The organism is Thermus caldifontis, assembly GCF_003336745.1.
In the GTDB taxonomy this organism is placed as follows: domain Bacteria; phylum Deinococcota; class Deinococci; order Deinococcales; family Thermaceae; genus Thermus; species Thermus caldifontis.
Window position 1 is genome coordinate 109,607 of record NZ_QGMX01000001.1, and the last position, 21,508, is coordinate 131,114.

23 protein-coding genes are annotated in these 21,508 nt (G+C 63.4%); 13 read left to right on the forward strand and 10 right to left on the reverse strand.

Annotated elements, in window-relative coordinates:
* Positions 1-7: 7 nt before the first annotated feature.
* The 7 genes from accC to DK874_RS02445 all read right to left on the reverse strand — a co-directional run bounded on the left by accC (position 8) and on the right by DK874_RS02445 (position 5,949).
* Positions 8-1,345, reverse strand: a complete 1,338-nt coding sequence (gene accC / locus DK874_RS02420) for an acetyl-CoA carboxylase biotin carboxylase subunit (RefSeq protein ID WP_114312456.1) — start codon at positions 1,343-1,345, stop codon at positions 8-10.
* Positions 1,342-1,851, reverse strand: coding sequence for an acetyl-CoA carboxylase biotin carboxyl carrier protein (accB, locus tag DK874_RS02425; protein WP_114312457.1), 510 nt, complete (start codon positions 1,849-1,851; stop codon positions 1,342-1,344). The genes accC and accB overlap by 4 nt, the downstream gene beginning before the upstream one ends.
* Before the next feature lie 109 nt (positions 1,852-1,960).
* A complete protein-coding gene (gene efp, locus DK874_RS02430) occupies positions 1,961-2,515 on the reverse strand; it encodes an elongation factor P (protein WP_114312458.1) in 555 nt (184 codons plus the stop codon).
* Positions 2,512-3,414, reverse strand: coding sequence for a DUF8754 domain-containing protein (locus DK874_RS02435; protein ID WP_114312459.1), 903 nt, complete (start codon positions 3,412-3,414; stop codon positions 2,512-2,514). Before DK874_RS02435 ends, efp begins: the two co-directional genes overlap by 4 nt.
* 6 nt (positions 3,415-3,420) lie before the next feature.
* Complete coding sequence (locus tag DK874_RS11725) at positions 3,421-3,585, reverse strand: hypothetical protein (protein ID WP_205387549.1); 165 nt, start codon at positions 3,583-3,585, stop codon at positions 3,421-3,423.
* 138 nt (positions 3,586-3,723) lie between these two features.
* The gene (gene speB / locus DK874_RS02440) at positions 3,724-4,599 is read right to left on the reverse strand and encodes an agmatinase (RefSeq protein ID WP_114312460.1); all 876 of its coding nucleotides are present in this window, start codon (positions 4,597-4,599) and stop codon (positions 3,724-3,726) included.
* Between the two features lie 24 nt (positions 4,600-4,623).
* Positions 4,624-5,949 (reverse strand): M20/M25/M40 family metallo-hydrolase, encoded by a 1,326-nt coding sequence (locus DK874_RS02445; RefSeq protein ID WP_114312461.1) that lies wholly within the window; start codon positions 5,947-5,949, stop codon positions 4,624-4,626.
* Positions 5,950-5,966: 17 nt separating this feature from the next.
* Here DK874_RS02445 and mglB point away from each other — a divergent pair, with 17 nt between their 5' ends.
* The 11 genes from mglB (at position 5,967) to DK874_RS02500 (ending at position 16,058) form a co-directional block, all read left to right on the forward strand.
* On the forward strand, positions 5,967-6,458 hold the full coding sequence (mglB, locus tag DK874_RS02450; RefSeq protein ID WP_114312462.1) for a GTPase-activating protein MglB: 492 nt from the start codon (positions 5,967-5,969) through the stop codon (positions 6,456-6,458).
* 1 nt (position 6,459) lies between these two features.
* The gene (gene mglA / locus DK874_RS02455) at positions 6,460-7,047 is read left to right on the forward strand and encodes a GTPase MglA (RefSeq protein ID WP_114312463.1); all 588 of its coding nucleotides are present in this window, start codon (positions 6,460-6,462) and stop codon (positions 7,045-7,047) included.
* A gap of 189 nt (positions 7,048-7,236) precedes the next feature.
* A complete protein-coding gene (locus DK874_RS02460) occupies positions 7,237-7,341 on the forward strand; it encodes a cytochrome c oxidase subunit 2A (protein WP_114312464.1) in 105 nt (34 codons plus the stop codon).
* Between the two features lie 3 nt (positions 7,342-7,344).
* Positions 7,345-7,851, forward strand: coding sequence for a cupredoxin domain-containing protein (locus DK874_RS02465; protein WP_114312465.1), 507 nt, complete (start codon positions 7,345-7,347; stop codon positions 7,849-7,851).
* 3 nt (positions 7,852-7,854) lie between these two features.
* Positions 7,855-9,555, forward strand: a complete 1,701-nt coding sequence (locus tag DK874_RS02470; protein WP_114312466.1) for a b(o/a)3-type cytochrome-c oxidase subunit 1 — start codon at positions 7,855-7,857, stop codon at positions 9,553-9,555.
* A 75-nt stretch (positions 9,556-9,630) separates the two neighbouring features.
* Positions 9,631-10,110: a hypothetical protein gene (locus tag DK874_RS02475; protein ID WP_114312467.1), complete on the forward strand. Its 480-nt coding sequence runs from the start codon at positions 9,631-9,633 to the stop codon at positions 10,108-10,110.
* Entirely contained in the window at positions 10,107-11,261 is a 1,155-nt protein-coding gene (locus DK874_RS02480) for an MFS transporter (RefSeq protein ID WP_114312468.1), read from the forward strand. The genes DK874_RS02475 and DK874_RS02480 overlap by 4 nt, the downstream gene beginning before the upstream one ends.
* A 71-nt stretch (positions 11,262-11,332) precedes the next feature.
* A complete protein-coding gene (rpsO, locus tag DK874_RS02485; RefSeq protein WP_114312469.1) occupies positions 11,333-11,602 on the forward strand; it encodes a 30S ribosomal protein S15 in 270 nt (89 codons plus the stop codon).
* A 58-nt stretch (positions 11,603-11,660) separates the two neighbouring features.
* Positions 11,661-13,805: a polyribonucleotide nucleotidyltransferase gene (gene pnp, locus DK874_RS02490; protein WP_114312470.1), complete on the forward strand. Its 2,145-nt coding sequence runs from the start codon at positions 11,661-11,663 to the stop codon at positions 13,803-13,805.
* A gap of 57 nt (positions 13,806-13,862) precedes the next feature.
* Positions 13,863-15,593, forward strand: coding sequence for a ribonuclease J (locus DK874_RS02495; RefSeq protein ID WP_114312471.1), 1,731 nt, complete (start codon positions 13,863-13,865; stop codon positions 15,591-15,593).
* 3 nt (positions 15,594-15,596) lie between these two features.
* Positions 15,597-16,058, forward strand: a complete 462-nt coding sequence (locus tag DK874_RS02500; RefSeq protein WP_114312472.1) for a universal stress protein — start codon at positions 15,597-15,599, stop codon at positions 16,056-16,058.
* On the opposite strand, the gene DK874_RS02505 is transcribed toward DK874_RS02500, so the two are convergent.
* The 3 genes from DK874_RS02505 to DK874_RS02515 are packed head-to-tail and all read right to left on the reverse strand — an operon-like array spanning position 16,022 to position 19,871.
* Positions 16,022-16,987 (reverse strand): sodium:calcium antiporter, encoded by a 966-nt coding sequence (locus tag DK874_RS02505; protein ID WP_114312473.1) that lies wholly within the window; start codon positions 16,985-16,987, stop codon positions 16,022-16,024. The genes DK874_RS02500 and DK874_RS02505 overlap by 37 nt on opposite strands.
* Positions 16,984-17,433 (reverse strand): CBS domain-containing protein, encoded by a 450-nt coding sequence (locus DK874_RS02510; RefSeq protein WP_114312474.1) that lies wholly within the window; start codon positions 17,431-17,433, stop codon positions 16,984-16,986. Before DK874_RS02510 ends, DK874_RS02505 begins: the two co-directional genes overlap by 4 nt.
* Positions 17,430-19,871, reverse strand: coding sequence for a cation-translocating P-type ATPase (locus tag DK874_RS02515; protein ID WP_114312475.1), 2,442 nt, complete (start codon positions 19,869-19,871; stop codon positions 17,430-17,432). Before DK874_RS02515 ends, DK874_RS02510 begins: the two co-directional genes overlap by 4 nt.
* 67 nt (positions 19,872-19,938) lie before the next feature.
* Between DK874_RS02515 and DK874_RS02520 the strand changes: the two genes are divergently transcribed.
* Positions 19,939-20,505 (forward strand): thioredoxin family protein, encoded by a 567-nt coding sequence (locus DK874_RS02520; RefSeq protein ID WP_114312476.1) that lies wholly within the window; start codon positions 19,939-19,941, stop codon positions 20,503-20,505.
* 64 nt (positions 20,506-20,569) lie between these two features.
* A complete protein-coding gene (locus tag DK874_RS02525) occupies positions 20,570-21,502 on the forward strand; it encodes an NAD-dependent epimerase/dehydratase family protein (RefSeq protein WP_114312477.1) in 933 nt (310 codons plus the stop codon).
* Positions 21,503-21,508: the final 6 nt, after the last annotated feature.

A 21,508-nucleotide genomic window follows, 5' to 3' on the forward strand; every position in this document is an offset into this window, starting at 1 on the left:
GCCCAGTCTACATCTCCATCCGCCGGGCCACGAAGTTGGTGTAGACCGCTCCCCGGCGGAAGAAGGCGTTTTGCAGCACCTTTTGCTGGAAGGGGATGGTGGTCTTGAGACCGGGTCCCTCGATGACCGTTTCCGAAAGCGCCCTTTCCATGCGCTTGATGGCCTCCTCCCGGGTGGGCGCCCAGGCGATGATCTTGGCGATCAGGCTGTCGTAGTGGGGCGGGATCTGGTAGCCCGCATAGAGGTGGCTGTCCACCCGGATCCCCGGACCCCCGGGGAAAAGGAGGGTTTCCACCTTGCCGATGGAGGGCCTAAAGCCCTTCTCGGGGTCCTCGGCGTTGATGCGCACCTCTATGGCATGCCCCCGGACCTCCACCTCCTCCTGCTCCATCCAGAGCTTCTCCCCCATGGCGATGCGGAACTGGGCCTGGACCAGGTCAATGCCGGTGATCATCTCGGTCACGGGGTGCTCCACCTGGATGCGGGTGTTCATCTCTATGAAGTAGAAATTCCCCTCCTTATCCACCAGGAACTCCAAGGTACCCGCGGACACGTACCCCACGTGCCGGGCAAGCCGGGCTGCGGCCTCGGCGATGGCCCTCCGGGTCTCCAGGGGCAAGGTGCTGGGGGCTTCCTCCAGGAGCTTTTGGTGCCGGCGCTGGATGGAGCAATCCCGTTCCCAAAGGTGGATGACGTTCTCCCCATCCCCCAGGAGTTGGATTTCGATGTGCTTGGGCTCTTCAATGTACTTTTCCAGGTAGACGGCCGGGTTGCCAAAGGCAGCCCGCGCCTCCTCTTGGGCCTGCTGGACCGCCCTCTCTAGCTCCTCTTCGGTGTGCACCAGCCGCATTCCCCTACCCCCACCCCCAGCGGAGGCTTTGAGGATCACGGGATAGCCGATCTCCTGAGCGGCCCGCTTGGCCTCCTCCACGCTGGCCAGCTCATCCGTTCCCGGAACCGTGGGTACTCCAGCCTCGCGCGCCACCTTCCTGGCGGTGGCCTTGTCCCCCAGGGCGCGCATGTTCTCCGGGGTGGGGCCGATAAAGGTGATGCCGTGGTCCCGGCACATCTCGGCAAAGGTGGCGTTTTCCGCTAGAAAGCCATAGCCGGGATGAATGGCGTCAGCCCCGGTCACGATGGCCGCGGAAAGCAGGTTGGGGATGTTCAGGTAGCTCTGCCCCGAGGGGGGCGGCCCAATGCAGATGGCCTCGTCGGCCAAAAGCACCGGCAGGCTCTTCTCGTCCGCGGTGGAGTGGGCCACCACGGTCTTGATCCCCAACTCCTTGGCGGCCCGGATAATCCTCAAGGCGATCTCGCCCCGGTTGGCGATCAGAACCTTTTTCATAGCGGCTGAATCAGGAAGAGGGGCTGCCCGTACTCCACGGGTTCCCCATTTTTCACCAGGATCTTTTTAATGATTCCAGATACTTCCGACTCGATCTCGTTCATCAGCTTCATGGCCTCGATGATGCAGAGCACCTGGCCCTTCTCCACCCGGTCCCCTTCCTCCACGTAAGGGGGGGCATCGGGGGCGGGGGCCCGGTAGAAGGTACCCACGATGGGGGCCCTCACCTCCACACACCCCGCACAGCTGTCCTCGGCTTGGGCGGCTTCCGGTTGGGGGGCTTCCGCAGGTGGAGACGGGGGTACCGGAGCCGGGCCGGTGGGCGCAGCTGAGGGCAAGGGAGCCGGTGGGCTGGCGGGGGTGGGTAAACCTTGGGGCACGGCCACCACCTGCACCTCACCCCCTCGGCGTACGGTCAGCTTGTAATCGGGAGTCTCCAGGGTGAGCTCGCTCACCCCATGCTCCACCAGGGCCTGCAGGATCTGCTTCAGTTCCTTAGGCGTCATGGGTGCACCTCGCGGCATAAAGCTTACCCTATCCAAGGGCCACCACCACCTTTGGACCCAGTAAAAGAAAGAGCCCGGGGGTGAACCCGGGCCATCCGGCCCAAAGGCCTTAGGCGCGGCCCACGTACTGGCCCGTGCGGGTATCCACCTTGATGACCTCGCCGGGCTCCACAAAAAGGGGTACCTGGACCACCGCTCCGGTCTCCAGGGTGGCGGGTTTGCTCCCGCCGGAGACCGTGTCCCCCCGCACCCCGGGGGGCGTGTCCACCACCTTGAGCTCCACCACGGTGGGCGGGGTGATCTTCAGGGGGCGCCCCTCGTACATGTCCCCCAGGACGGTCATCCCCTCCTTGAGAAACCGGGAAGCCTCCACCTGATCCTTGGGCAGGTGGAACTGCTCGTAGGTCTCGAGGTCCATGAAGACCAGGTCGTCCCCCTCCTGGTAAAGGTACTGGAGCTCCCGGGTTTCCACGTAGATGTCCTCCAGCTTCTCCCCGGAGTTGAAGGTGCGCTCAATGGTGGCCCCGGTTTCCAGGTTCTTGAACTTGGCCACCACCTTGGCCCCGCCGCGGCCGATCTTCTGGTGCTGGTATTCCACGCACTCCCAAAGGCCGCCCTCCATCTTCACCTTGGTTCCGGGTCTAAGGTCGGTCACGCTGATCATGCTTCCTCCTGAAGGTCCAAGACCTGGGGCGCAAGCCCTAAGAGGTCAATATACCGGAGATACTCCTCCTCCCCAAGCTCCCGCCCAGCCAGGGCTACCAAAAGGGCCTCCATGACGTTGGTGCCAAAGCTCCGCCCATTTAGGCGGGGGGTGGTGGTGATGAGGCGCCTTACCCCCCGTTCCCTGAGGAAGGCCACATCCTCCTCCGTGGTGGTGTTGGTGAGCACGGTTTTTCCCTCCATGGCGTCGGGCATATGGCGTTTGATGTAGTGCCAGTCCCCCGCCACCAGATCCGCCCAGAGGTAGTAGCGGCTTCGCCAGTCCACCACCCGCTTCTCCTGCTTTTCCCCTGTGGGGTAGAGGAGCTGGAAGGGAAGCTGGGTGAGGAGGGGGAGGAGAAGGGAGGCCAGCTTCTGCAAAAAGGAGAGGGAGTACAGGGGTATGGGTAGCCCCAGGGCAAAGATGAAATCCCCATAAAGAACCTTGGCTCCAGCCTCATGCAGGGCCTCAGCCAGGCCGAAGCGATCCACAGCGGAGGGCAACAATACCTTGGTTTCTTTCCAGTTAATCAGCCCGGCCAGCTGGGCCACCGCCCGGCGCTCCAAGGTGTGCTTAAGACCCGAGCCGTCCACCACCGGGGTTTTACGGGCAGCATCCTTAAGCCTTTGGGCGTCCCGGATGGTGTAGCGCCGCCCCCCTGCCCATAGGTAGAGGTCTATGCCCCCAAGGCCGATGGCGTCCACCTCCCCATCCAACTGGGCGATGAGGCGAAGCGCCTTCTGGAAATCCCCATCCGTGCCCCGTCGCTCTAGGAGCACCTTCTCCCCCAAAAGCTCCACCTCGGCCACCGAATCGCGCCGGCTGGAGCCCAAGGACACCGAAACCACACGCTTGGCCACGAAGGGCTATTGTAACCGAGCCCAAAGGGCTAGCGCCACCAGAGCCCCCGCCAGAAGAAGGAAGGGCCAGACCCTTTGCACCCCCAAAAGCCGGGCTAGGATGCCAAAGACTATGCTGCCAAAGGCCAGGGCCAGGAGGAGGGCCTCGAGGTTCGCCAACATGGTGCCCATGGCTCAAGGTTAGCGCAAAACCCGCCCGAAAAAGTCCAGGACCCCTTAGCGGAACCCCCGGTCCACAGGAGAAATAGGCCCAGGCTCCAGGGCACCCTAGCCCCAGGCTACGGACCCCTGGGGGCAGGGAATGTTAACCTACAGGCCCCTGGCCTCGAGCCAAGCTGCCTGTAACCCCTTCAGGCCGATGGCGTGGTAAACCAGTTGGGCCGCGGTCATCTCCGCATGGAACTGGCCACTTGGGGAAAGCTCCACAAAATCCATGCCCACCACCTCCTTTTCCGCAAAAACCGCCGCAAGGAGGTCCACCACCTGGCGGTAGGAAAGCCCTCCAGGCAAGGGGGTACCCACGCTGGGCATAAGGCTTGGGTCTAGGGCGTCAAAGTCCAGGCTGATGTAAACCCGCTCACCCAAAGCCCCCAGAATCTCCTTTAGAGGAAGCCCTTCCCGGTGCAGGCGATGGGCGGGGAAAAGGGCCACCCCCTTTTCCTTGGCGAAGGCCAAAGAGTCTTGGTCTATGGCCCTGATCCCCACCTGCACCAAGGAAAACCCTTCCTGAACCAAGCGGTAAAAGGGGGAAGCATGGGAATACACCGAACCCTGCCACATGGGGTACAGATCCGCATGGGCATCTATCTGGAGAAGGGAAAACTCCCCCAAGACCTCCCGATGGGCCTGGACCAGGGGGTGGGTGATGGAGTGGTCTCCCCCCAAGGCGACCACGAACTTCCCCGCCCGAAGGTGCGTAAGGGCGGCCTCCCGGATTAGGGCGTGGCTTGCCTCTGCGCTCCCCGCCACCCAAGGAACGGGCTCGGCCGCGTGGATCCCCACCTCCTCAGGGGCCACCTCCAGCTCCAAAAGAAAGGGCTCCAGCTCCTGGCTTGCCAGGAGGATGGCCTCAGGGCCCCGCCTGGCCCCGGGCAAAAAGGAGAGGGAAAGATCATAGGGCACGGGCAGGACCACCACCCGAGCCTCCTCGTAAGGGGTATCGCGTTCGCCAAAGAAAAGGCGCATACCCCTAAGAGCCTAGCAGATGGGCTAGCGCCCGAGGAAGAAAAGCTCTAAAAGCCTGAGAAGGGCTAGGGTACCCCGCTCAAAGTCCTGGATGCGGATGTGCTCGTTGGGGCTGTGTACCCGGCTACCCGGATACCCCACCCCCAGGCCCACCGCCGGAGCCTTGAGGTGGTGGAGGAAGGGGTGCATGGGACCGGACCCTGCCATGTTGGGATAGAGGACGGCCCTCTCCCCAAAGGCCTCCTCCAGGGCCCTCTTGGCCAGGTTCACGAAGGGATGGGAAAGATCCGAACGGGCGGGATGCTCCCCTTTCTCCAGGACCACCACCTCCACGTCGTGGAAGCCCTGGGCCTCCAAATGCCGCCTCAAAAGCCCAGGGATCTCCTCCGGGTCCTGATCCGGCACCAGGCGGAAGTCCAGCTTGGCCAAGGCCTCTGCGGGCAACACCGTCTTGGAACCCGGGCCACCGTAGCCTGAGTGAAAACCATTCATGTTGACGCAGGGCTCGGCATAAAGCCGCTGGTTGAACTCCAGGTTCCTGGCTCCACCCAAAAAATCCCGCACGCCAAAGGCCTCCTTTAGGGCCTCGGATTCGTCGGGGATCTCCGCCAGCACCTCCATCTCCTTGGGGGTTAGAGGGCGGACCCGATGGTAAAACCCCGGAATGAGGACCCTTCCCTCCTCGTCCCTAAGGCTGGCCACGGCCCGGCTTAGGCGGTAGATGGGGTTCTCCACCACCGCCCCGTAGGAAGAGTGCAGGTCAAAGGCTGCCGTGCGCACCCGAAGCTCCAGGGCCACGATCCCCTTAAGCCCCGCATAGAGGTAAGGACGCCCCTTGGCGTCCACCCCACCCGCCTCCCACACCATGGCCTCTGCCGCCAAGAGGTCCTTCTTGTCCCTCACGTAATCCCCCAGGTGGGGGCTTCCCACCTCCTCCTCCCCCTCCACCACGAACTTCACCCGGGGTAGGAAACCGTGCTTCTTCTGGAATAGGCTTAGGGCCACCACCCGGGCCACCAGCTCCCCCTTGTCGTCGTGGGTACCCCGGCCATACCAAGCACCCTCCCGTTCCACCAGGCGAAAGGGCTCCGTTTCCCAGAGTTCCAGGGGATCCGGAGGCTGTACATCGTAGTGATTGTAAAATAGGAGCGCCTTATCCCCCTCGCCTCCTTCAGCAAACACCACCGGGGGGCCGTAGCCGTGGTGTAGCTCCGCCCTTAGGCCCAACCCCCCCAATACCTCCGCCACCCTAGCCGCACCCGCCTCGAGGGCCCTTCCCTCTGCGCTCACCGTGGGCAGGGCCACGAGCTCCGCCAAAAGCGCCCTAGCCTCCTCCAAAAACGGCCCCATGATAAACTGAGCATACTATGGTGGAACCCTCCTTGGTCCTCTATGGGGCCCTGTACCAGCGGGCCATGGACGTGCTACAGGAAACCCTGCAGGAAACCGGGGCCCGTTATGCCCTCTTTGTAGACCGTAAGGGATTCGTTCTGGCCCACAAGGAAGCCCTATGGGCCCCCAAGCCCCCTCCTTTGGACTCCCTGGCCACCCTGGTGGCAGGTAACGCCGCCGCCACCCAGGCCCTGGCCAAACTGTTGGGCGAGGCCCGTTTCCAGGAAGTGGTGCACCAGGGGGAACGCATGGGGCTTTACGTGGACGAAGCCGGCGAGTTTGCCCTTTTGGTCTTGGTCTTTGACGAAAACGCTCCCTTGGGAAAGGTAAAGCTTCACGGCAAGCGGGCTGCGGAAACCTTAGCCCGCCTAGCCGAGGAAGCCCTTGCCAACCCACCCAAGCTGAACCTGGACACCCAGTACCGCGAGGAAGCCAAGGCCCTCTTGGACGAACTCTTGGGCAACTAGTATGAGCACCATCAACTTCGCCAACCGCGAGATCAACTTCAAAATCGTCTACTACGGCCCAGGGCTTTCCGGCAAGACCACGAATCTGAAGTGGATCTACAGCAAAATCCCCGAGGGGCGCAAGGGGGAAATGGTCTCCCTGGCCACCGAGGATGAACGCACCCTTTTCTTTGACTTCCTGCCCTTGGACTTGGGCGAGGTCAAGGGCTTCAAGACCCGGTTCCACCTGTACACGGTGCCCGGCCAGGTGTTCTACAACGCTAGCCGCAAGCTCATCCTAAGGGGCGTGGACGGCATCGTCTTCGTGGCGGATTCCGCTCCCAACCGCCTTCGGGCCAATGCCGAGAGCATGCGCAACATGCGGGAGAACCTAGCCGAGTATGGCCTAAAGGTGGACGATGTCCCCGTGGTGCTTCAGGTAAACAAGCGGGACCTGCCCGATGCTTTGCCCGTGGAGATGGTACAGGCGGTGGTGGACCCGGAGGGCCGCTTTCCGGTGTTCGAAGCGGTGGCCACCGAGGGAAAGGGGGTATTTGAAACCTTAAAGGAAGTGAGCCGCAGGGTCTTGGCCAGGGTGGGTAGCACCTAGGTGCTGTCCTTGCTGGGGGCGAGGTTGAGTACCTCGCCCTAATCTTTTTTGCAGCTATCTATAAGCAAACATCCGCAGTGGGGTTCTCCCTCTCATCTAATGGAAGGGACAAATGTACTTCACCTTTTTCTCAGCCTTGCACTAACATGGGCGCCGTATACGGCAACCTGCCGTAAAGGGAGGAAGGGTATGGAGGAAAAACCGGTGGGCGCCATGGGAGTGATAGTGGTTCTTACCCTCACCATCCTGGTCCTCTGGCTGGGGGTATACGCCATCTTCTTCTCCAGGGGGTAGGGTATGGTGGACGAGCACAAGGCCCACAAGGCAATCCTGGCTTACGAGAAGGGGTGGCTGGCCTTCTCCTTGGTCATGCTGGTGGTCTTCATCGCCCTCATCGCCTACACCCTGGCCACCCACACCGCCGGGGTCATCCCCGCCGGAAAGCTGGAAAGGGTCAACCCGGCCACGGTGCGCACGGAAGGTCCTTGGTCCGATCCTGCGCAGGCGGTGGTGCAGACCGGCCCCAACCAGTACACGGTTTATGCCCTGGCCTTCGCCTATGGATACCAGCCCAACCCCATAGAGGTACCCAAAGGAGCCGAGATCGTCTTCAAGATCACCAGCCCCGATGTCATCCACGGCTTCCACGTGGAAGGCACCAACATCAACGTAGAAGTCCTTCCAGGGGAGGTTTCCACGGTGCGGTACACCTTCAACAAAGCTGGCGAGTACCGCATCATCTGCAACCAGTACTGCGGCATCGGCCACCAGATCATGTTCGGCAAGATCGTGGTAAAGGAGTGAACCATGGCGGTGCGGATGTCGGACATTAGCCGGGTCTACGAGGCCTATCCGGAAAAGAAGGCCACCCTCTACTTCCTGGTCTTGGGCTTCATCGCCGTCATCATCGGAAGCCTTTTCGGCCCCTTCCAGGCCCTGAACTACGGGAACGTGGATGCCTACCCGTTGCTCAAGCGCCTGCTGCCCTTCGTCCAGTCCTACTACCAGGGCCTCACCCTGCACGGGGTGCTGAACGCCATCGTCTTCACCCAGCTCTTCGCCCAGGCCATCATGGTGTATCTGCCCGCCAGGGAGCTGAACCTGCGCCCCAACATGGGGCTCATGTGGCTTTCCTGGTGGATGGCCTTTATCGGTTTGGTGGTGGCCGCTTTGCCCCTTTTGGCCAATGAGGCCACCGTCCTTTACACCTTCTATCCCCCCCTCCAAGGCCACTGGGCCTTCTACCTGGGGGCCAGCATCTTTGTCCTCTCCAGCTGGGTGAGCATCTACCTCGTCCTGGACCTTTGGCGGCGCTGGAAGGCGCAAAACCCTGGGAAGGTGACCCCTTTGGTCACCTACATGGCGGTGGTCTTCTGGCTCATGTGGCTTATCGCCTCCATTGGCCTGGTCCTGGAGGCGGTGCTCTTCCTCCTGCCCTGGTCCTTTGGCCTCCTCAAGGGGGTTGACCCCCTGATCGCCCGTACCCTCTTCTGGTGGACGGGCCACCCCATCGTTTACTTCTGGCTCCTTCCCGCTTACGCCATCATCTATACCGTGCTTCCTAAGCAGGCAGGGGGCAAGCTGGTCTCCGACCCCATGGCCCGCTTGGCCTTCTTGCTCTTTCTCCTCCTTTCCACCCCGGTGGGGTTCCACCACCAGTTCGCCGACCCCGGCATCGACCCCACCTGGAAGATGATCCACTCCATCCTCACCATGTTTGTGGCCGTTCCCAGCCTGATGACCGCCTTTACCATCGCGGCCAGCCTGGAGTTTGCGGGCAGGATGCGGGGGGGTAAAGGCCTCTTCGGCTGGATCACGGCCCTGCCCTGGGGTAATCCCGCCTTCGTGGCCCCGGTGCTGGGCCTCATCGGCTTCATCCCAGGCGGAGCGGGGGGCCTGGTGAACGCCAGCTTCACCCTGGACTACGTGGTCCACAACACGGTGTGGATCCCTGGGCACTTCCACCTGCAGGTGGCAAGCCTAGTAACCCTCACGGGTATGGGGTCCTTATGGTGGTTGATTCCCAACCTCACCGGCAAGCCCATCAGCGATGGGCAAAGGCGGCTGGGGTTGGCGGTGGTCTGGCTTTGGTTCATCGGCATGATGCTCATGGCCCTGGGGCTCCACTGGCAGGGGCTTCTTAACGTGCCGCGGCGGGCCTACATCGCCGACCCCACGGTCCGGGACGCCGGTGCTTACGCCCATAGCGCCTTGCCCATGGTCTTCAACATCCTGGCGGGCATCATCCTGCTGGTGGCCCTTCTCCTCTTCATCTACGGCCTCTTCAGCGTCCTTCTGGGCCGGGAGCGTAGGGCAGAGCTGGCCGAGGCCCCGGTGCCCTTCGCCGAGGTCATCTCTGGCCCCGAGGACCGCCCCCTGGTGCAGGCCATGGACCGCATCGGCTTCTGGTTCCTGGTGGCGGTGATCCTGGTGGTGCTTGCCTACGGGCCCACCCTGGTGCAGCTTTTCAGCAACCTGAACCCGGTACCCGGCATGCGCCTCTGGTAGCCGGGCCGCACGGGTAGGCAGGGGCCGGGCCTTCCGGCCCTTGACCTTTTCTGGGTAAAAGGAAAGGCTATAGGGGTGGGCTTCATCCCCTCGCCCGGACTCCCTTGGATAGCGGGTCTTTCCCTCCTCCCCTTCTTCCTTCAGTTTCTGGGGCTGGGCCTCGAGGGGGTCCTGGGCCAAGGCCTATGCGGCAGCGCCCTAGGGGTGTCGGAGCTGGAGGCCGTAAAGTACGGCCTGGTGAGCGAGTATTACCTCTACGGACAGCTTTTCCTGGCCCTCTTGGCCCTAAAGGTCACCTACGCCCTGGTCCTGATGGCCCTCCGCTTGATGTATCCTGAAAAAGACCCGCCCTTTGCCCCTCTGGTCTGGAAGGTGGGCGTGGGGCTTTCCCTGGTCCTCCTCCTCCTTTTCCTCACCACCCGCACGCTACCGCTACCCTTCAGCACCCCTTTGGGCCCCGCCCTCCTCTCCCCTGCCCCCTTGGATCCCCTCTCGGTGGTGATGGTTCTGCCCGAGCCCCTCCTGCTGGGTCTTTACCTCCGCTTCCGACCATGAAGCTTCCTCTTCAGGTATACCTGTTGGGCCTTGTCAGCTTCCTCATGGACGTGGCCAGCGAGATGGTCTATCCCCTCCTACCCCTTTTTCTGACCAGCCTAGGGGCGGGCGCAGGGGTACTGGGCCTGGTGGAGGGCATGGCCGAGGCCACGGCCAGCCTCTTCAAGGTGGTGGGCGGAAGGATTTCCGACCGGTTGGGCCGAAGAAAACCCTTACTCCTCCTGGGATATGGGTTGCCCGCCTTCCTGAGACCCATTTTGGCCCTAGCCCAAAGCCCCGCCCATGTGCTCCTTTACCGTTTCCTGGACCGCACCGGTAAGGGCTTGCGCACCGCACCCCGTGATGCCTTACTGGCGGAGAGCGTGGACCAGGGTACCTTTGGCCGGGCCTACGGCCTGCACCGGGGCCTGGACACCCTGGGAGCCACCGTGGGCCCCTTCTTGGCCTTTCTCCTCCTACCCCACCTGGGAATCCGGGGCGTGTTTTGGGCGTCGGCTATCCCTGCTTTTCTGGCCTTTATGGCCCTCTTTTGGGTACGGGAGGCCAAGGCCCCACGGGCCAGGACCCCCCTACCCCCCCTCCGCCTCACCTACCTGGGTACCCTTCCCGTCCCCTACCGCCGGTTTCTCCTGGTCTCCGGCGTCTTCGCCTTGGCCCTCTCCTCCAATGCCTTTCTGCTCCTCCGCCTGAAGGAGCTGGGTCTAACCCAGGAGGCCGTGACCCTGGCCTACACGGGCTACAACCTTCTCTACGCTCTTTTGGCCTACCCTCTGGGTAGCCTGGCGGACCGGGTGGGCTTAAGGCAGGTGGTGGCATGGGGGTTTGGCCTCTACGCCCTGGTGTATTTAGGCTTTGCCCTGGCAAAAACCGCCCTCGCAGGTGTGGCCCTGCTACTCCTCTATGCCCTTTATTCGGCTGCCTTTGAGGGAGCCAGCCGGGCCTATCTGGCCACCTTGGTACCCCAGGAAACGAAGGCCACAGCCATCGGACTCTACCACACGGTGGTGGGGGTTTTGCTCTTACCGGCCAGCGTGATCTTTGGCTTTCTTTGGCAAAGCTACGGGCCCGGGCTGGCCTTCGGCGTGGGAGCGGGCCTGGCCCTTTTGGCCCTCACCCTCTTCCTGCTTGACGGAAAGAGGAGGAGGCCCTAACCTGGAGGAGGTCCTTCGGGACCTCGAGGAGGAAGGGGCCAAAAGCGCTTTCCCCCCTGACGGAGGTAAAGATGCCCATCAGCAAAGAGGAGAAGCAAAAGGTCATAGAGGAGTTCGCCCGCTTCCCCGGGGACACGGGGAGCACCGAGGTGCAGGTGGCCTTGCTCACCTTGCGCATCAACCGGCTATCCGAGCACCTCAAGGTCCACAAGCACGACCACCACTCCCACCGCGGTCTTTTGATGATGGTGGGAAAGAGGCGTAGGCTTCTTCGCTACCTGGAGCGGGAAGACCCCGAGCGCTACCAGGCCCTGGTTGAGAAACTGGGCCTGAGGAAGTAAACTGGTATCCAGGTCGGGGGCGGGGCCTTAGGGCTCCGCCTTTCGCTTGAGGACAACTATGGCAGAAGCCACAACCAACACCCCCATGGCTAAGCGGTACGAAACCCAGGTGGCCGGCCGCCTCCTGGTCCTAGAGACGGGCAAATACGCCAAGCAGGCTTCCGGCTCGGTCCTGGTACGCTATGGCGACACCGTGGTCTTGGCCACGGCCCAGGCCTCGGAGGAACCCATCGAGGCAGACTTTCTCCCCCTCACCGTGGAGTTTGAGGAGCGGCACTACGCCGTGGGCAAGATCCCGGGAAGCTTCATGCGCCGGGAGGGCCGGCCGGGGGAGAAGGCCATCCTCTCCGCCCGCATGACGGATAGGCCCATCCGCCCCCTCTTCCCCAAGGGGTTCCGCCACGAGGTGCAGGTGATCGTCACCGTGCTCTCCGCCGACCAGAAGAACCCCCCGGACATCCTGGGGCCCACGGCGGCCAGCGCCGCCCTCATGCTTTCGGACATCCCCTGGGAGGGCCCGGTGGCCGCGGTTAGGGTGGGCCTCATCGGAGGGCAGTTCGTCTTGAACCCCACCCTAAAGGAGCATGAGGAAAGCGCCCTGGACCTGGTGGTGGCGGGTAGCCGGGACGCCATCCTCATGGTGGAGGCCGGGGCCCAGGAGGTGGACGAGGAGACCTTGGTCCAGGCCTTGGAGTTCGCCCACCGGGAGATGCAACCCATCCTGGACCTGCAGGAGGAGATGGCCCGGACCCTGGGCAAACCCAAAATGGCCTGGAATCCCCCCGAAAGCCTCAGCGAGGAGGAAAAGGAAGCCTTCTACCGCTTGAGCTTGGAACGGGGGCTTTCCGCGGTGCTCCAGACCGCCAGCAAGGGGGAAAGGAGCCGGGCCCTCGAGGCCTTCGCCGAAAGCCTCATCGCCGAGGCCTTGCCCAAAGGGGAGGACGGCACCCCGGACGAGGGCAGGAAGCCCCTTTACGAAAGCGCCTTTGACGAGGTGGTGCGCAAGGAGCTCAGGCGGCTCGTGCTGGAGGAAGGCAAGCGGGCGGATGGCCGCACCCCCAAGGACCTCCGGCCCATCTGGATCGAGGTGGACGTCCTCCCCCGCGCCCATGGCTCCGCCGTCTTCACCCGGGGGGAAACCCAGGTCCTGGGCACCGTCACCCTGGGCACGGGCCGGGACGAGCAGATCATCGACGACCTGGGGATTGACGAGACGGAAAAGTTTCTGGTGCACTACAACTTCCCCCCCTTCTCCACTGGGGAGGTGAAGCGCCTTAGGGGGGTTTCCCGCCGCGAGGTAGGCCACGGCAACCTGGCCAAACGAGCCCTTAAGGCTGTCTTACCCCCTGAGGAGGCCTTCCCCTACACCATCCGGGTGGTGGGGGATGTGCTGGAGTCCAACGGCAGTAGCTCCATGGCCACGGTCTGCGCTGGATGCTTGGCCCTCATGGATGCCGGGGTGCCCCTAAGGGCCCCCGTGGCCGGGGTGGCCATGGGCCTGGTGTGGGAGGGGGACCGGGCGGTGATCCTCACCGACATCCTGGGGCTGGAGGATGCCCTTGGGGACATGGACTTCAAGGTGGCGGGGACCCGGAAAGGGGTCACGGCGCTGCAGATGGACAACAAGGTGGGCGGCCTTCCCCGGGAGGTGCTCAAAGAAGCCCTCATGCAGGCCCGGGAGGCCCGCATGCAGATCCTGGACCTCATGGAAAGCGTCCTTCCCGCTCCGCGCCCCGAGCTCAAGCCCTTCGCCCCCCGCATCCTCTCCCTGAAGGTGCCCGTGGAGAAGATCGGCTTGGTCATCGGGCCTGGCGGGAAGAATGTGCGGGCCCTCGAGGAGCTGGGTGTGGAAGTGGACATTGAAGAGGACGGGACGGTGCGCATCTACTCCAGCGACATGGAGGCTGCAAAGAAGGCCAAAAAGCGCATAGAGGAGCTCACCATGGAGGCCAAGGTGGGCGAGATCTACGAGGGCACCGTGACCAAGATCACCCCCTTTGGTGCCTTCATCAGCCTCTTCCCCGGGACCGAGGGCCTCTTGCACATCAGCCAGATCGCCCCAGGACGCGTGGAGCGGGTGGAGGACCACCTGAAGGTGGGGGATGTCATCAAGGTCAAGGTGCACCGCATTGACGAAAGGGGCAAGATCGACCTGATCCGCCCCGAGCTGGAGGGCAAGATTCCCCCCAGGCGGCGCAGCTAGCCCTGGGGGGTTCTCCTTAGGGTAAGGTCCCGGCCTAGCCGGGAAGATGGGAGGTTTATGGAAAACCAGGAACGCAGACCAAGAAAAAGACGGCGTAGAAGGCCATTGGAGGCCACTCCCATAAATCCGGGGGACGCCAGGGATTACCTGGAAATCATCCCCCTAGGGGGGATGGGGGAGATCGGCAAGAACATCACCGCCTTCCGCTTCCGGGACGAGATTTTTGTTCTGGATGGGGGGCTTGCCTTCCCCGACGAGGGGATGCCCGGGGTGGACCTCCTCATCCCCCGGGTGGACTACCTGATGGAAAACCGGCACCTCATCAAGGCCTGGGTGCTCACCCACGGCCACGAGGACCACATCGGGGGGCTCCCCTTTATCCTGCCCATGGTCTTCGGCAAGGAAAGCCAGGTGCCCATCTATGGCGCCAGGCTCACCTTGGGGCTCCTCAGGGGAAAGCTGGAAGAGTTCGGCCTAAGGCCCGGAAGCTTCAACTTTAAGGAGATCTCTCCCGACGACCGCATCCCCGTGGGCCGGTACTTCACCCTGGACCTATTCCGCATGACCCACTCCATCCCCGACAACTCCGGCCTGGTGATCCGCACCCCCATCGGCACCATCGTGCACACCGGGGACTTCAAGCTGGACGCCACCCCCATAGACGGAAAGGTTTCCCACCTGGCCAAGGTGGCCCAGGCGGGCGCCGAGGGGGTCTTGCTCCTCATCGCCGACTCCACCAACGCCGAACGCCCCGGCTACACCCCCAGCGAAATGGAGATCGCCAAGGAGCTGGACCGGGTCATCGGCCGGGCCCCGGGTAGGGTCTTCGTCACCACCTTCGCCAGCCACATCCACCGCATCCAGGCGGTGATCTGGGCAGCGGAGAAGTACGGGCGCAAGGTGGCCATGGAAGGGCGGAGCATGGTGCGCTTTAGCCGCATCGCCATGGAGCTGGGCTACCTGAAGGTGAAGGACCGCCTGTACACCCTCGAGGAGGTGAAGGACCTCCCCGACCACCAGGTGCTGATCCTGGCCACGGGAAGCCAGGGGCAGCCCATGTCCGTCCTCCACCGCCTGGCCTTTGAGGGCCACGCCAAGATGGCCATCAAACCCGGGGACACGGTGATCCTCTCCAGTAGCCCCATCCCTGGCAACGAGGAGGCGGTGAACCGGGTCATCAACCGCCTCTACGCCCTAGGGGCCTACGTCCTCTACCCTCCCACCTACAAGGTCCATGCCTCCGGCCACGCCTCCCAGGAGGAGCTCAAGCTCATCCTGAACCTCACCACCCCCCGTTTCTTCATGCCCTGGCACGGGGAGGTGCGCCACCAAACCAACTTCAAGTGGTTGGCGGAGTCCATGAGCCGCCCCCCGGAAAAAACCCTCATCGGGGAAAACGGCGCCGTTTACCGCCTTACCCGGGAAACCTTTGAGAAGGTGGGCCAGGTGCCCTCCGGGGTGCTCTACGTGGACGGCCTGGGGGTGGGGGACATCACCGAGGAGATCCTGGCCGACCGCCAACACATGGCCGAGGAGGGGATCGTGGTCATCACCGCCTTGGCAGCCCACGACCCCGTGGTGGAGGTGGTGTCCCGGGGCTTCGTCAAGGCTGGGGAAAGGCTTTTGGGCGAGGTGAAGCGCATGGCCCTCGAGGCCCTGCAAAACGGGGTGCGGGAGAAAAAGTCCTTGGAGCGCATCCGCGACGACATCTATTACCCGGTTAAAAAGTTCTTGAAAAAGGCCACGGGCCGCGATCCCGTAATCCTGCCCGTGGTGATTGAGGGGTAAAGCATGTACCAAAGCCTCCTCCTTCCCACCGATGGAAGCCCGGCAGCGGAAGCTGGGGTGAGGGAGGGCCTCCGCCTGGCCAAGGCCCTGGCGGCCCGGGTGGCCTTTCTCTACGCCCTCGAGCCCCTGGGGCCCAGGCTCCTCCTCGGCCCCGAGACCCTTCCCTACTACCAGGCCCTGGTGGAGGACCTGCGCCAGGAGGGCTTGGCCGCCCTGGACCGGGCCACCCGCATGGCGGAAAAGATGAGGGTGGGCTTTGAAGCCCATATCCTGGAGGGGCGGGCGGCGGAGGTGATCCTAAAGGAGGCCATGAAGCACGACCTCGTGGTCATGGCCACCCATGGGCGCACGGGTTTGGATTCGGTGCTTTTGGGAAGCGTCACCCAGGAGGTGGTCCGCCGAAGCCCCAAGCCCGTCCTGGTGGTGCCCTACCGCACCAGGGGGAGCCAGGCCGCCAGCAGGTAAAGGGCCAGGATGGCCCAGGAATCGAAGGCCAGAACCCATAGCTTCCTGAGGCTCTGGTACATGAGCCCGGTGAGCACCGTTCCCGCCATGCCCAGGAGGACCAGGACGCTCTGGAGGTGGCTTCCCCCCAGCTGGGAAAGAAGGGGGCCAGGGGTTAGGAGATCCGCATAGGAGAGGAGAAAGGTGTTGAACATGACGCTCCCCAGCACGTTGCCCAAGGCTAGGTCCACAGCCCCCAGGCGGGCGGCGGCCAGGGTCACGGTGGCCTCGGGTAAGGTGGTGACCAGGCCCACCAAAAAGGTGCCCACCCAGGCCTGGCCCAGCCCTGTGGTTTGGGCCAGGGCCTCGGCCAAACCCGGCAGTACCACCGCCGCCCCCACCAATACCCCTGCCCCTAGCAGGTAACGGCCGAGGGCCTTCGGTAAAGGGATATGGGCATAGGCTTCCTCCTCGAGGACCTCGTCGTGGGGAAAACGCCTGGCGTAACGGAAGGAAAGCCAAAGGGCAAAAAGGTAAAGGGGGAATAGCGCCAGAGCAAACCCCCCTATCCGCCCCAGGCCCCGCTCCGCCAAAAGGCCTAGCCCCACCACCGCCAGAAGTAGAACGATGAGTCCTAGGCTTAACCCATGCCTTTGGCTGGCCCGGGCGGTGAGGGGACGGGGGTGAACGGCATCCAGCACGGTGAGGAGCAAGAAGTTCACCATGCTGGCTCCCAAAAGGTTCCCCACGGCGATCTCGGGGAGGCCCTGAAGGGCCGCGCTGGTCACGTTGAAAAGCTCCGGCAAGCTGGTGGTGATGCCCACCAGAAAAAGGCCCATGAAGGTGCGGCCAAGCCCCGTTTTCTCCGCCAGGACGTCCCCGTAGAAGGCCACCTGCCGCCCGGCCAGCAGGATGACCGCCGCCACCGCCAAGAAGGCGATCCAGGTCATAGCCGGGGCTGGAGTAGGCGAAGCAGGTCAAACCGGGTGATGATCCCCATGGGTTTCCCCTCTCCATCCACCACGGGAACGTGGTTGATATCGTAGGCCAACATGAGGTCCAGAACGCGGGAAAGGGGTTCCTCCGGCCCCACGGCGTGCACCGGGCTGGTCATGATCTCCTCCACCCGGGTGCGCCTGGCCTCGGCCAAGACCTCCTCCAACCCGTCGGCCCCCATAAAGCGGCCCAAGAGCATGGGAGCCCGGAAGGTGGAAAAGGGCACACCCCGTTCCTTCAGGAAATCGCTTTCGGTCACGATGCCTATCAGGCGCCCCTCTTTGTCCACCACCAGGACGCTCCCAATGCCTTTTCCCAGCATCAGCCGGGCCACCTCCACCAGAGAAGTTTCGGGATGCGCGGTTACCACAGGACTGGTCATGGCGTCTTTGGCCTTCATCGCCTAGCCTCCTTTTGCCACACTAACCGGTCTACCCCCTCTGCCATAAGCCAGGCCAAAAGGGCCAGGCTCAACACCAATCCCCAGGTCCACGCCGGCACCAAAACGGCCTCCAACACCCCAGGGGCCAGGGTACCAAGGCCCATCTGGATGAGGATACCCAAGGCCACTGCCCCGTGTAGGTAGGGATTGGGAAGGGGCATGTGGTGGGTATGCCTGGCAGCATACGCAAAGAAGAGCTGGCCCAGGGTCATGAAGTGGAAGGTGGCGGTGCGGGCCACCTCCATAACCTCCCCCTGGACCCCAGCGCGGCCCATCCACCCGGGAAGCCCGGCCAGGATGCCCAGGGCGAAGACGGCCTTGACGCTTCCCGTAAGCAAGATAAACCTCCAAGAAGGCGCATCCAGAAGGGGGCTTTCCTTAGGCCTGGGTGGTCGGTCTAGGACCCCAGGGTTGCGGTCCAAAGCCAGGGCCAGGGCCGGTAGGCCATCGGTGACCAGGTTGATCCAAAGAATCTGCACTGCAGTGAGGGGAAGGAGCAGATGTCCAGCCTCGTCCCTCAAGTTTAAAAGGGCAGCAAATACCATTCCAAAGGTCACCACCAAGACCTCGGAAAGGTTGGTGGAAAAGAGGAAGCGGATGAACTTCTGAATGTTCTCATAGATGCTCCGCCCCTCCTCAATGGCCGCCACGATGGTGGCGAAGTTATCGTCCATCAGGACCAGATCCGCCACTTCCCGGGAGACGTCCGAGCCCCGTTGGCCCATGGCCACCCCCACATCGGCCCGCTTGAGGGCCGGGGCATCGTTCACCCCATCCCCGGTCATGGCCACCACCTCCCCCGCTTTTTGAAAAGCTTCTACTATGCGGAGCTTATCCTCAGGCTTGACCCTGGCGAAGACATCCACCTCTAGAAGCTCTTCGTCGGAGAGTTCCCCGATCTCGTCCCCGGTGACCACCACTTCCGCAGGAATGCCCACCTGGCGGGCGATCGCCAAGGCGGTGGCCGGGTGATCCCCGGTGACCATCACCACCCGAACCCCTGCCTTCAACACCCTGGCCACCGCCTCCGGTACCTCCGGGCGGGGCGGGTCCAGGAGAAGGACGAAGCCCAGGAAGCTTAACCCTTCCTCCCGCTCCCCCTCGCCATGGGCCAGGGCCAGGACCCGGAAGCCACGTTGCGCATGGGCCTCCGCCTCCTCCAAGAGGGAAGCCTTTTCCTCTTCGCCTGCGGCGAGGCGGGGGATAATGGCCTCGGGGGCCCCTTTCAGGAAGCTACCCTTGGGCGTGGTCACCCGCATGTACTTCCAGGCGCTGTCAAAGGGCCGTTCGGAAAGCCTGGGGTGTTCTTGGCGTACCCGCTTTATATCCAGGCGTTCGGCCGCATACCGCAAAAGGCCCAGTTCCAAGGGGTCGCCCGCTCCCGTTTCCAAATCGGCGTCGTTGCAGAGGGCCATGGCCAGAAGGGCCCCTTGGGGGTCCGGCCCCACCACCCGCTGCACCTCCATGCGGTTCTCCGTGAGGGTACCGGTCTTATCGGTGGCGATCAGGGTGACGCTCCCCAAGGCCTCCACCGCCGCAAGGCGGCGCACCACCGCCTTGCGCCGGGCCATGCGCTCCACCCCCAGGGCCAAGGCCAGGGTAAGCACGGCAGGAAGACCCTCCGGCACCGCCGCCACCGCTAAGGCTACGGCGAAGAGGAACACCTGGGCGGAAAAGCCTTCCACCAGAAAACCCAAGGCCACCAGCCCTGCGGCAAGGACCACCACCCAACGGGCCACCCTATGGCCAAAGGCCTCGAGGCGCCGCTCCAACGGTGTTTTTTCCTCCTCCATCTCCGCAAGAAGCCCGGCGATGCGGCCCATGGCGCTTCTTAGGCCGGTGCGGGTCACCTGCAAAAGGGCCCTGCCCCGCACCAGAAGGGTGCCGGAAAAGACCTCTTCCCCCTCTCCCTTTTCCACGGGCACGCTTTCCCCGGTGAGGACGCTTTCGTCCACCATGACCCCACTGGCCTCGAGGAGCACCCCATCTGCGGGAACACGATCCCCCGCCTCCAGGCGCACCACATCCGCCGGGACCAGGTCCCGGCTGGGAAGGCGCTGAAAACGCCCATCCCTGAGCACCCAGACCAAGGGTTCCGCCAAGGCTTTCAGGCGCCTTAAGGCCTCCTCTGAGCGCTTCTCCTGAAGAGTGCCCAAGGTGGCGTTCAAAAGGAGGATGGCCAGGATGGCCAAGGATTCCAGGGGAAGCCCATGGGCTCCCTCAAAGACCCAAAGACCCAGGTCCACCACCAAGGCGAAGAGGAGGATGTAGATGAGAGGGCTCTGAAACTGGCGCAGGAACTTCCGCCAAAGGGACTCAGGCGGCCTTTCGGGAAGGGCATTGGCACCGTATTCCGCCAAGCGTTTCCTTGCCTCCGGTGAGGTAAGTCCCTGCATGGGAGCATGATACAAAGTGCCCGCGGGCCTATTGTCCTGGGGAGGTGGGACCGGGTAGGATAACGCCATGTTGCAGTACCCTGAGCTACCCTTAGAAAGCCCCCTGATCGACGCCGAACTTCCCGACCCCAGGGGGGGACGGTACCGGCTTTCCCAGTTCCAGGAGCCCTTCTTGGCGGTGATCTTCATGTGCAACCACTGCCCCTACGTGAAGGGTTCCATCAAGGAGATCGTGGCCCTGGCGGAGAAGTACCGGGGCCAGGTGGCCTTCGTGGGCATCAACCCCAACGACTACCAGCGTTACCCCGACGACGCCCCGGACAAGATGGTGGAGTTCGCCAAGGAGCACGGCATCTTCTTCCCTTATCTCCTGGACGAAACCCAGGAGGTGGCCAAGGCCTACAAGGCCTTGCGCACCCCCGAGGTCTTCCTCTTTGACCAAAACCGCCTTCTCCGCTACCATGGCCGGGTCAACGACAACCCCAAGTTCCCCGACCAGGTGCAAAGCCACGATCTGGAGGCGGCCATAGAGGCCTTGCTCAGGGGTGAAGAACCCCCCCTTAAGGAGGCCCCCGCCCTGGGGTGCACCATCAAGTGGCGGCCCGGCAACGAACCTGAGGTAAAAATCGGCTAGCCAAGGCCCTGCCGCCAGGTACGATGGACGGGTTACCTGCCCTAGGGGCAGGCAGGAGGTAGGGATGCGCGTGCTGGTAACGGGTGGAGCGGGGTTTATCGGAAGCCATATCGTGGAAAGCCTTTTGCAGGAAGGCATAGAGCTGGCCGTCCTTGACAATCTCTCCACGGGTAAGCGGGAACATGTGCCCAAAGGGGTCTACTTCTACAAGGTGGACCTCAGGGACCGGGAGGGGCTGGAACGGGTCTTCCGGGAGTTCCGCCCCACCCACGTCTCCCACCAGGCAGCCCAGGCCTCGGTGAAGGTGAGCGTGGATAACCCGCTTCTGGACTTTGAGGTGAACCTCCTGGGAGGCCTCAACCTCCTCGAGGCCATGCGCAAGTGGGGAACGGAAAAAATCGTGTTCGCCTCCACGGGCGGGGCCATCTACGGGGAGGTGCCGGAGGGGGAAGAGGCCGAGGAAACCTGGCCCCCCAAACCCAAAAGCCCCTATGCCGCCAGCAAGGCGGGCTTTGAGCACTACCTTTCCGCCTACGGGCAGAACTACGGGCTCAAGTGGGTTTCCCTGCGCTACGCCAACGTCTATGGCCCCCGGCAAGACCCCCACGGGGAGGCTGGGGTGGTGGCCATCTTCTCGGAAAGGGTGCTCAAAGGGGAGCCGGTAACCCTCTACGCCCGGAAGACCCCGGGGGACGAGGGATGCGTGCGGGACTACATCTATGTGGGGGATGTGGTGCAGGCCCACAACCTGGCCCTAAAGGGCCTGGAGGGGGTCTACAACGTGGGGACCGGGGAAGGGCACACCACCTTGGAGGTCCTAAAGGCCGTGGCCCTGGCCGCCGGGCGGACCCCCCAGGTCAATCCTGCCCCCCCGCGCCCAGGGGACCTGGAACGAAGCGTCCTCTCCCCCCACAAGCTCATGGCCCATGGATGGCGCCCCCAGGTGAGCTTTGCCGAAGGCATCCGGCTCACCGTGGAATACTTCCGAGGCCGTTGACATACC

Excerpts from the sequence above, each read along its gene's own strand:
- accC (WP_114312456.1), bottom strand. The coding sequence starts at position 1,345 with ATGAAAAAGGTTCTGATCGCCAACCGGGGCGAGATCGCCTTGAGGATT.
- accB (WP_114312457.1), bottom strand. The coding sequence starts at position 1,851 with ATGACGCCTAAGGAACTGAAGCAGATCCTGCAGGCCCTGGTGGAGCAT.
- efp (WP_114312458.1), bottom strand. The coding sequence starts at position 2,515 with ATGATCAGCGTGACCGACCTTAGACCCGGAACCAAGGTGAAGATGGAG.
- DK874_RS11725 (WP_205387549.1), bottom strand. The coding sequence starts at position 3,585 with ATGGGCACCATGTTGGCGAACCTCGAGGCCCTCCTCCTGGCCCTGGCC.
- speB (WP_114312460.1), bottom strand. The coding sequence starts at position 4,599 with ATGCGCCTTTTCTTTGGCGAACGCGATACCCCTTACGAGGAGGCTCGG.
- DK874_RS02445 (WP_114312461.1), bottom strand. The coding sequence starts at position 5,949 with ATGGGGCCGTTTTTGGAGGAGGCTAGGGCGCTTTTGGCGGAGCTCGTG.
- mglB (WP_114312462.1), top strand. The coding sequence starts at position 5,967 with ATGGTGGAACCCTCCTTGGTCCTCTATGGGGCCCTGTACCAGCGGGCC.
- mglA (WP_114312463.1), top strand. The coding sequence starts at position 6,460 with ATGAGCACCATCAACTTCGCCAACCGCGAGATCAACTTCAAAATCGTC.
- DK874_RS02460 (WP_114312464.1), top strand. The coding sequence starts at position 7,237 with ATGGAGGAAAAACCGGTGGGCGCCATGGGAGTGATAGTGGTTCTTACC.
- DK874_RS02465 (WP_114312465.1), top strand. The coding sequence starts at position 7,345 with ATGGTGGACGAGCACAAGGCCCACAAGGCAATCCTGGCTTACGAGAAG.
- DK874_RS02470 (WP_114312466.1), top strand. The coding sequence starts at position 7,855 with ATGGCGGTGCGGATGTCGGACATTAGCCGGGTCTACGAGGCCTATCCG.
- DK874_RS02480 (WP_114312468.1), top strand. The coding sequence starts at position 10,107 with ATGAAGCTTCCTCTTCAGGTATACCTGTTGGGCCTTGTCAGCTTCCTC.
- rpsO (WP_114312469.1), top strand. The coding sequence starts at position 11,333 with ATGCCCATCAGCAAAGAGGAGAAGCAAAAGGTCATAGAGGAGTTCGCC.
- pnp (WP_114312470.1), top strand. The coding sequence starts at position 11,661 with ATGGCAGAAGCCACAACCAACACCCCCATGGCTAAGCGGTACGAAACC.
- DK874_RS02495 (WP_114312471.1), top strand. The coding sequence starts at position 13,863 with ATGGAAAACCAGGAACGCAGACCAAGAAAAAGACGGCGTAGAAGGCCA.
- DK874_RS02500 (WP_114312472.1), top strand. The coding sequence starts at position 15,597 with ATGTACCAAAGCCTCCTCCTTCCCACCGATGGAAGCCCGGCAGCGGAA.
- DK874_RS02505 (WP_114312473.1), bottom strand. The coding sequence starts at position 16,987 with ATGACCTGGATCGCCTTCTTGGCGGTGGCGGCGGTCATCCTGCTGGCC.
- DK874_RS02510 (WP_114312474.1), bottom strand. The coding sequence starts at position 17,433 with ATGAAGGCCAAAGACGCCATGACCAGTCCTGTGGTAACCGCGCATCCC.
- DK874_RS02515 (WP_114312475.1), bottom strand. The coding sequence starts at position 19,871 with ATGCAGGGACTTACCTCACCGGAGGCAAGGAAACGCTTGGCGGAATAC.
- DK874_RS02520 (WP_114312476.1), top strand. The coding sequence starts at position 19,939 with ATGTTGCAGTACCCTGAGCTACCCTTAGAAAGCCCCCTGATCGACGCC.
- DK874_RS02525 (WP_114312477.1), top strand. The coding sequence starts at position 20,570 with ATGCGCGTGCTGGTAACGGGTGGAGCGGGGTTTATCGGAAGCCATATC.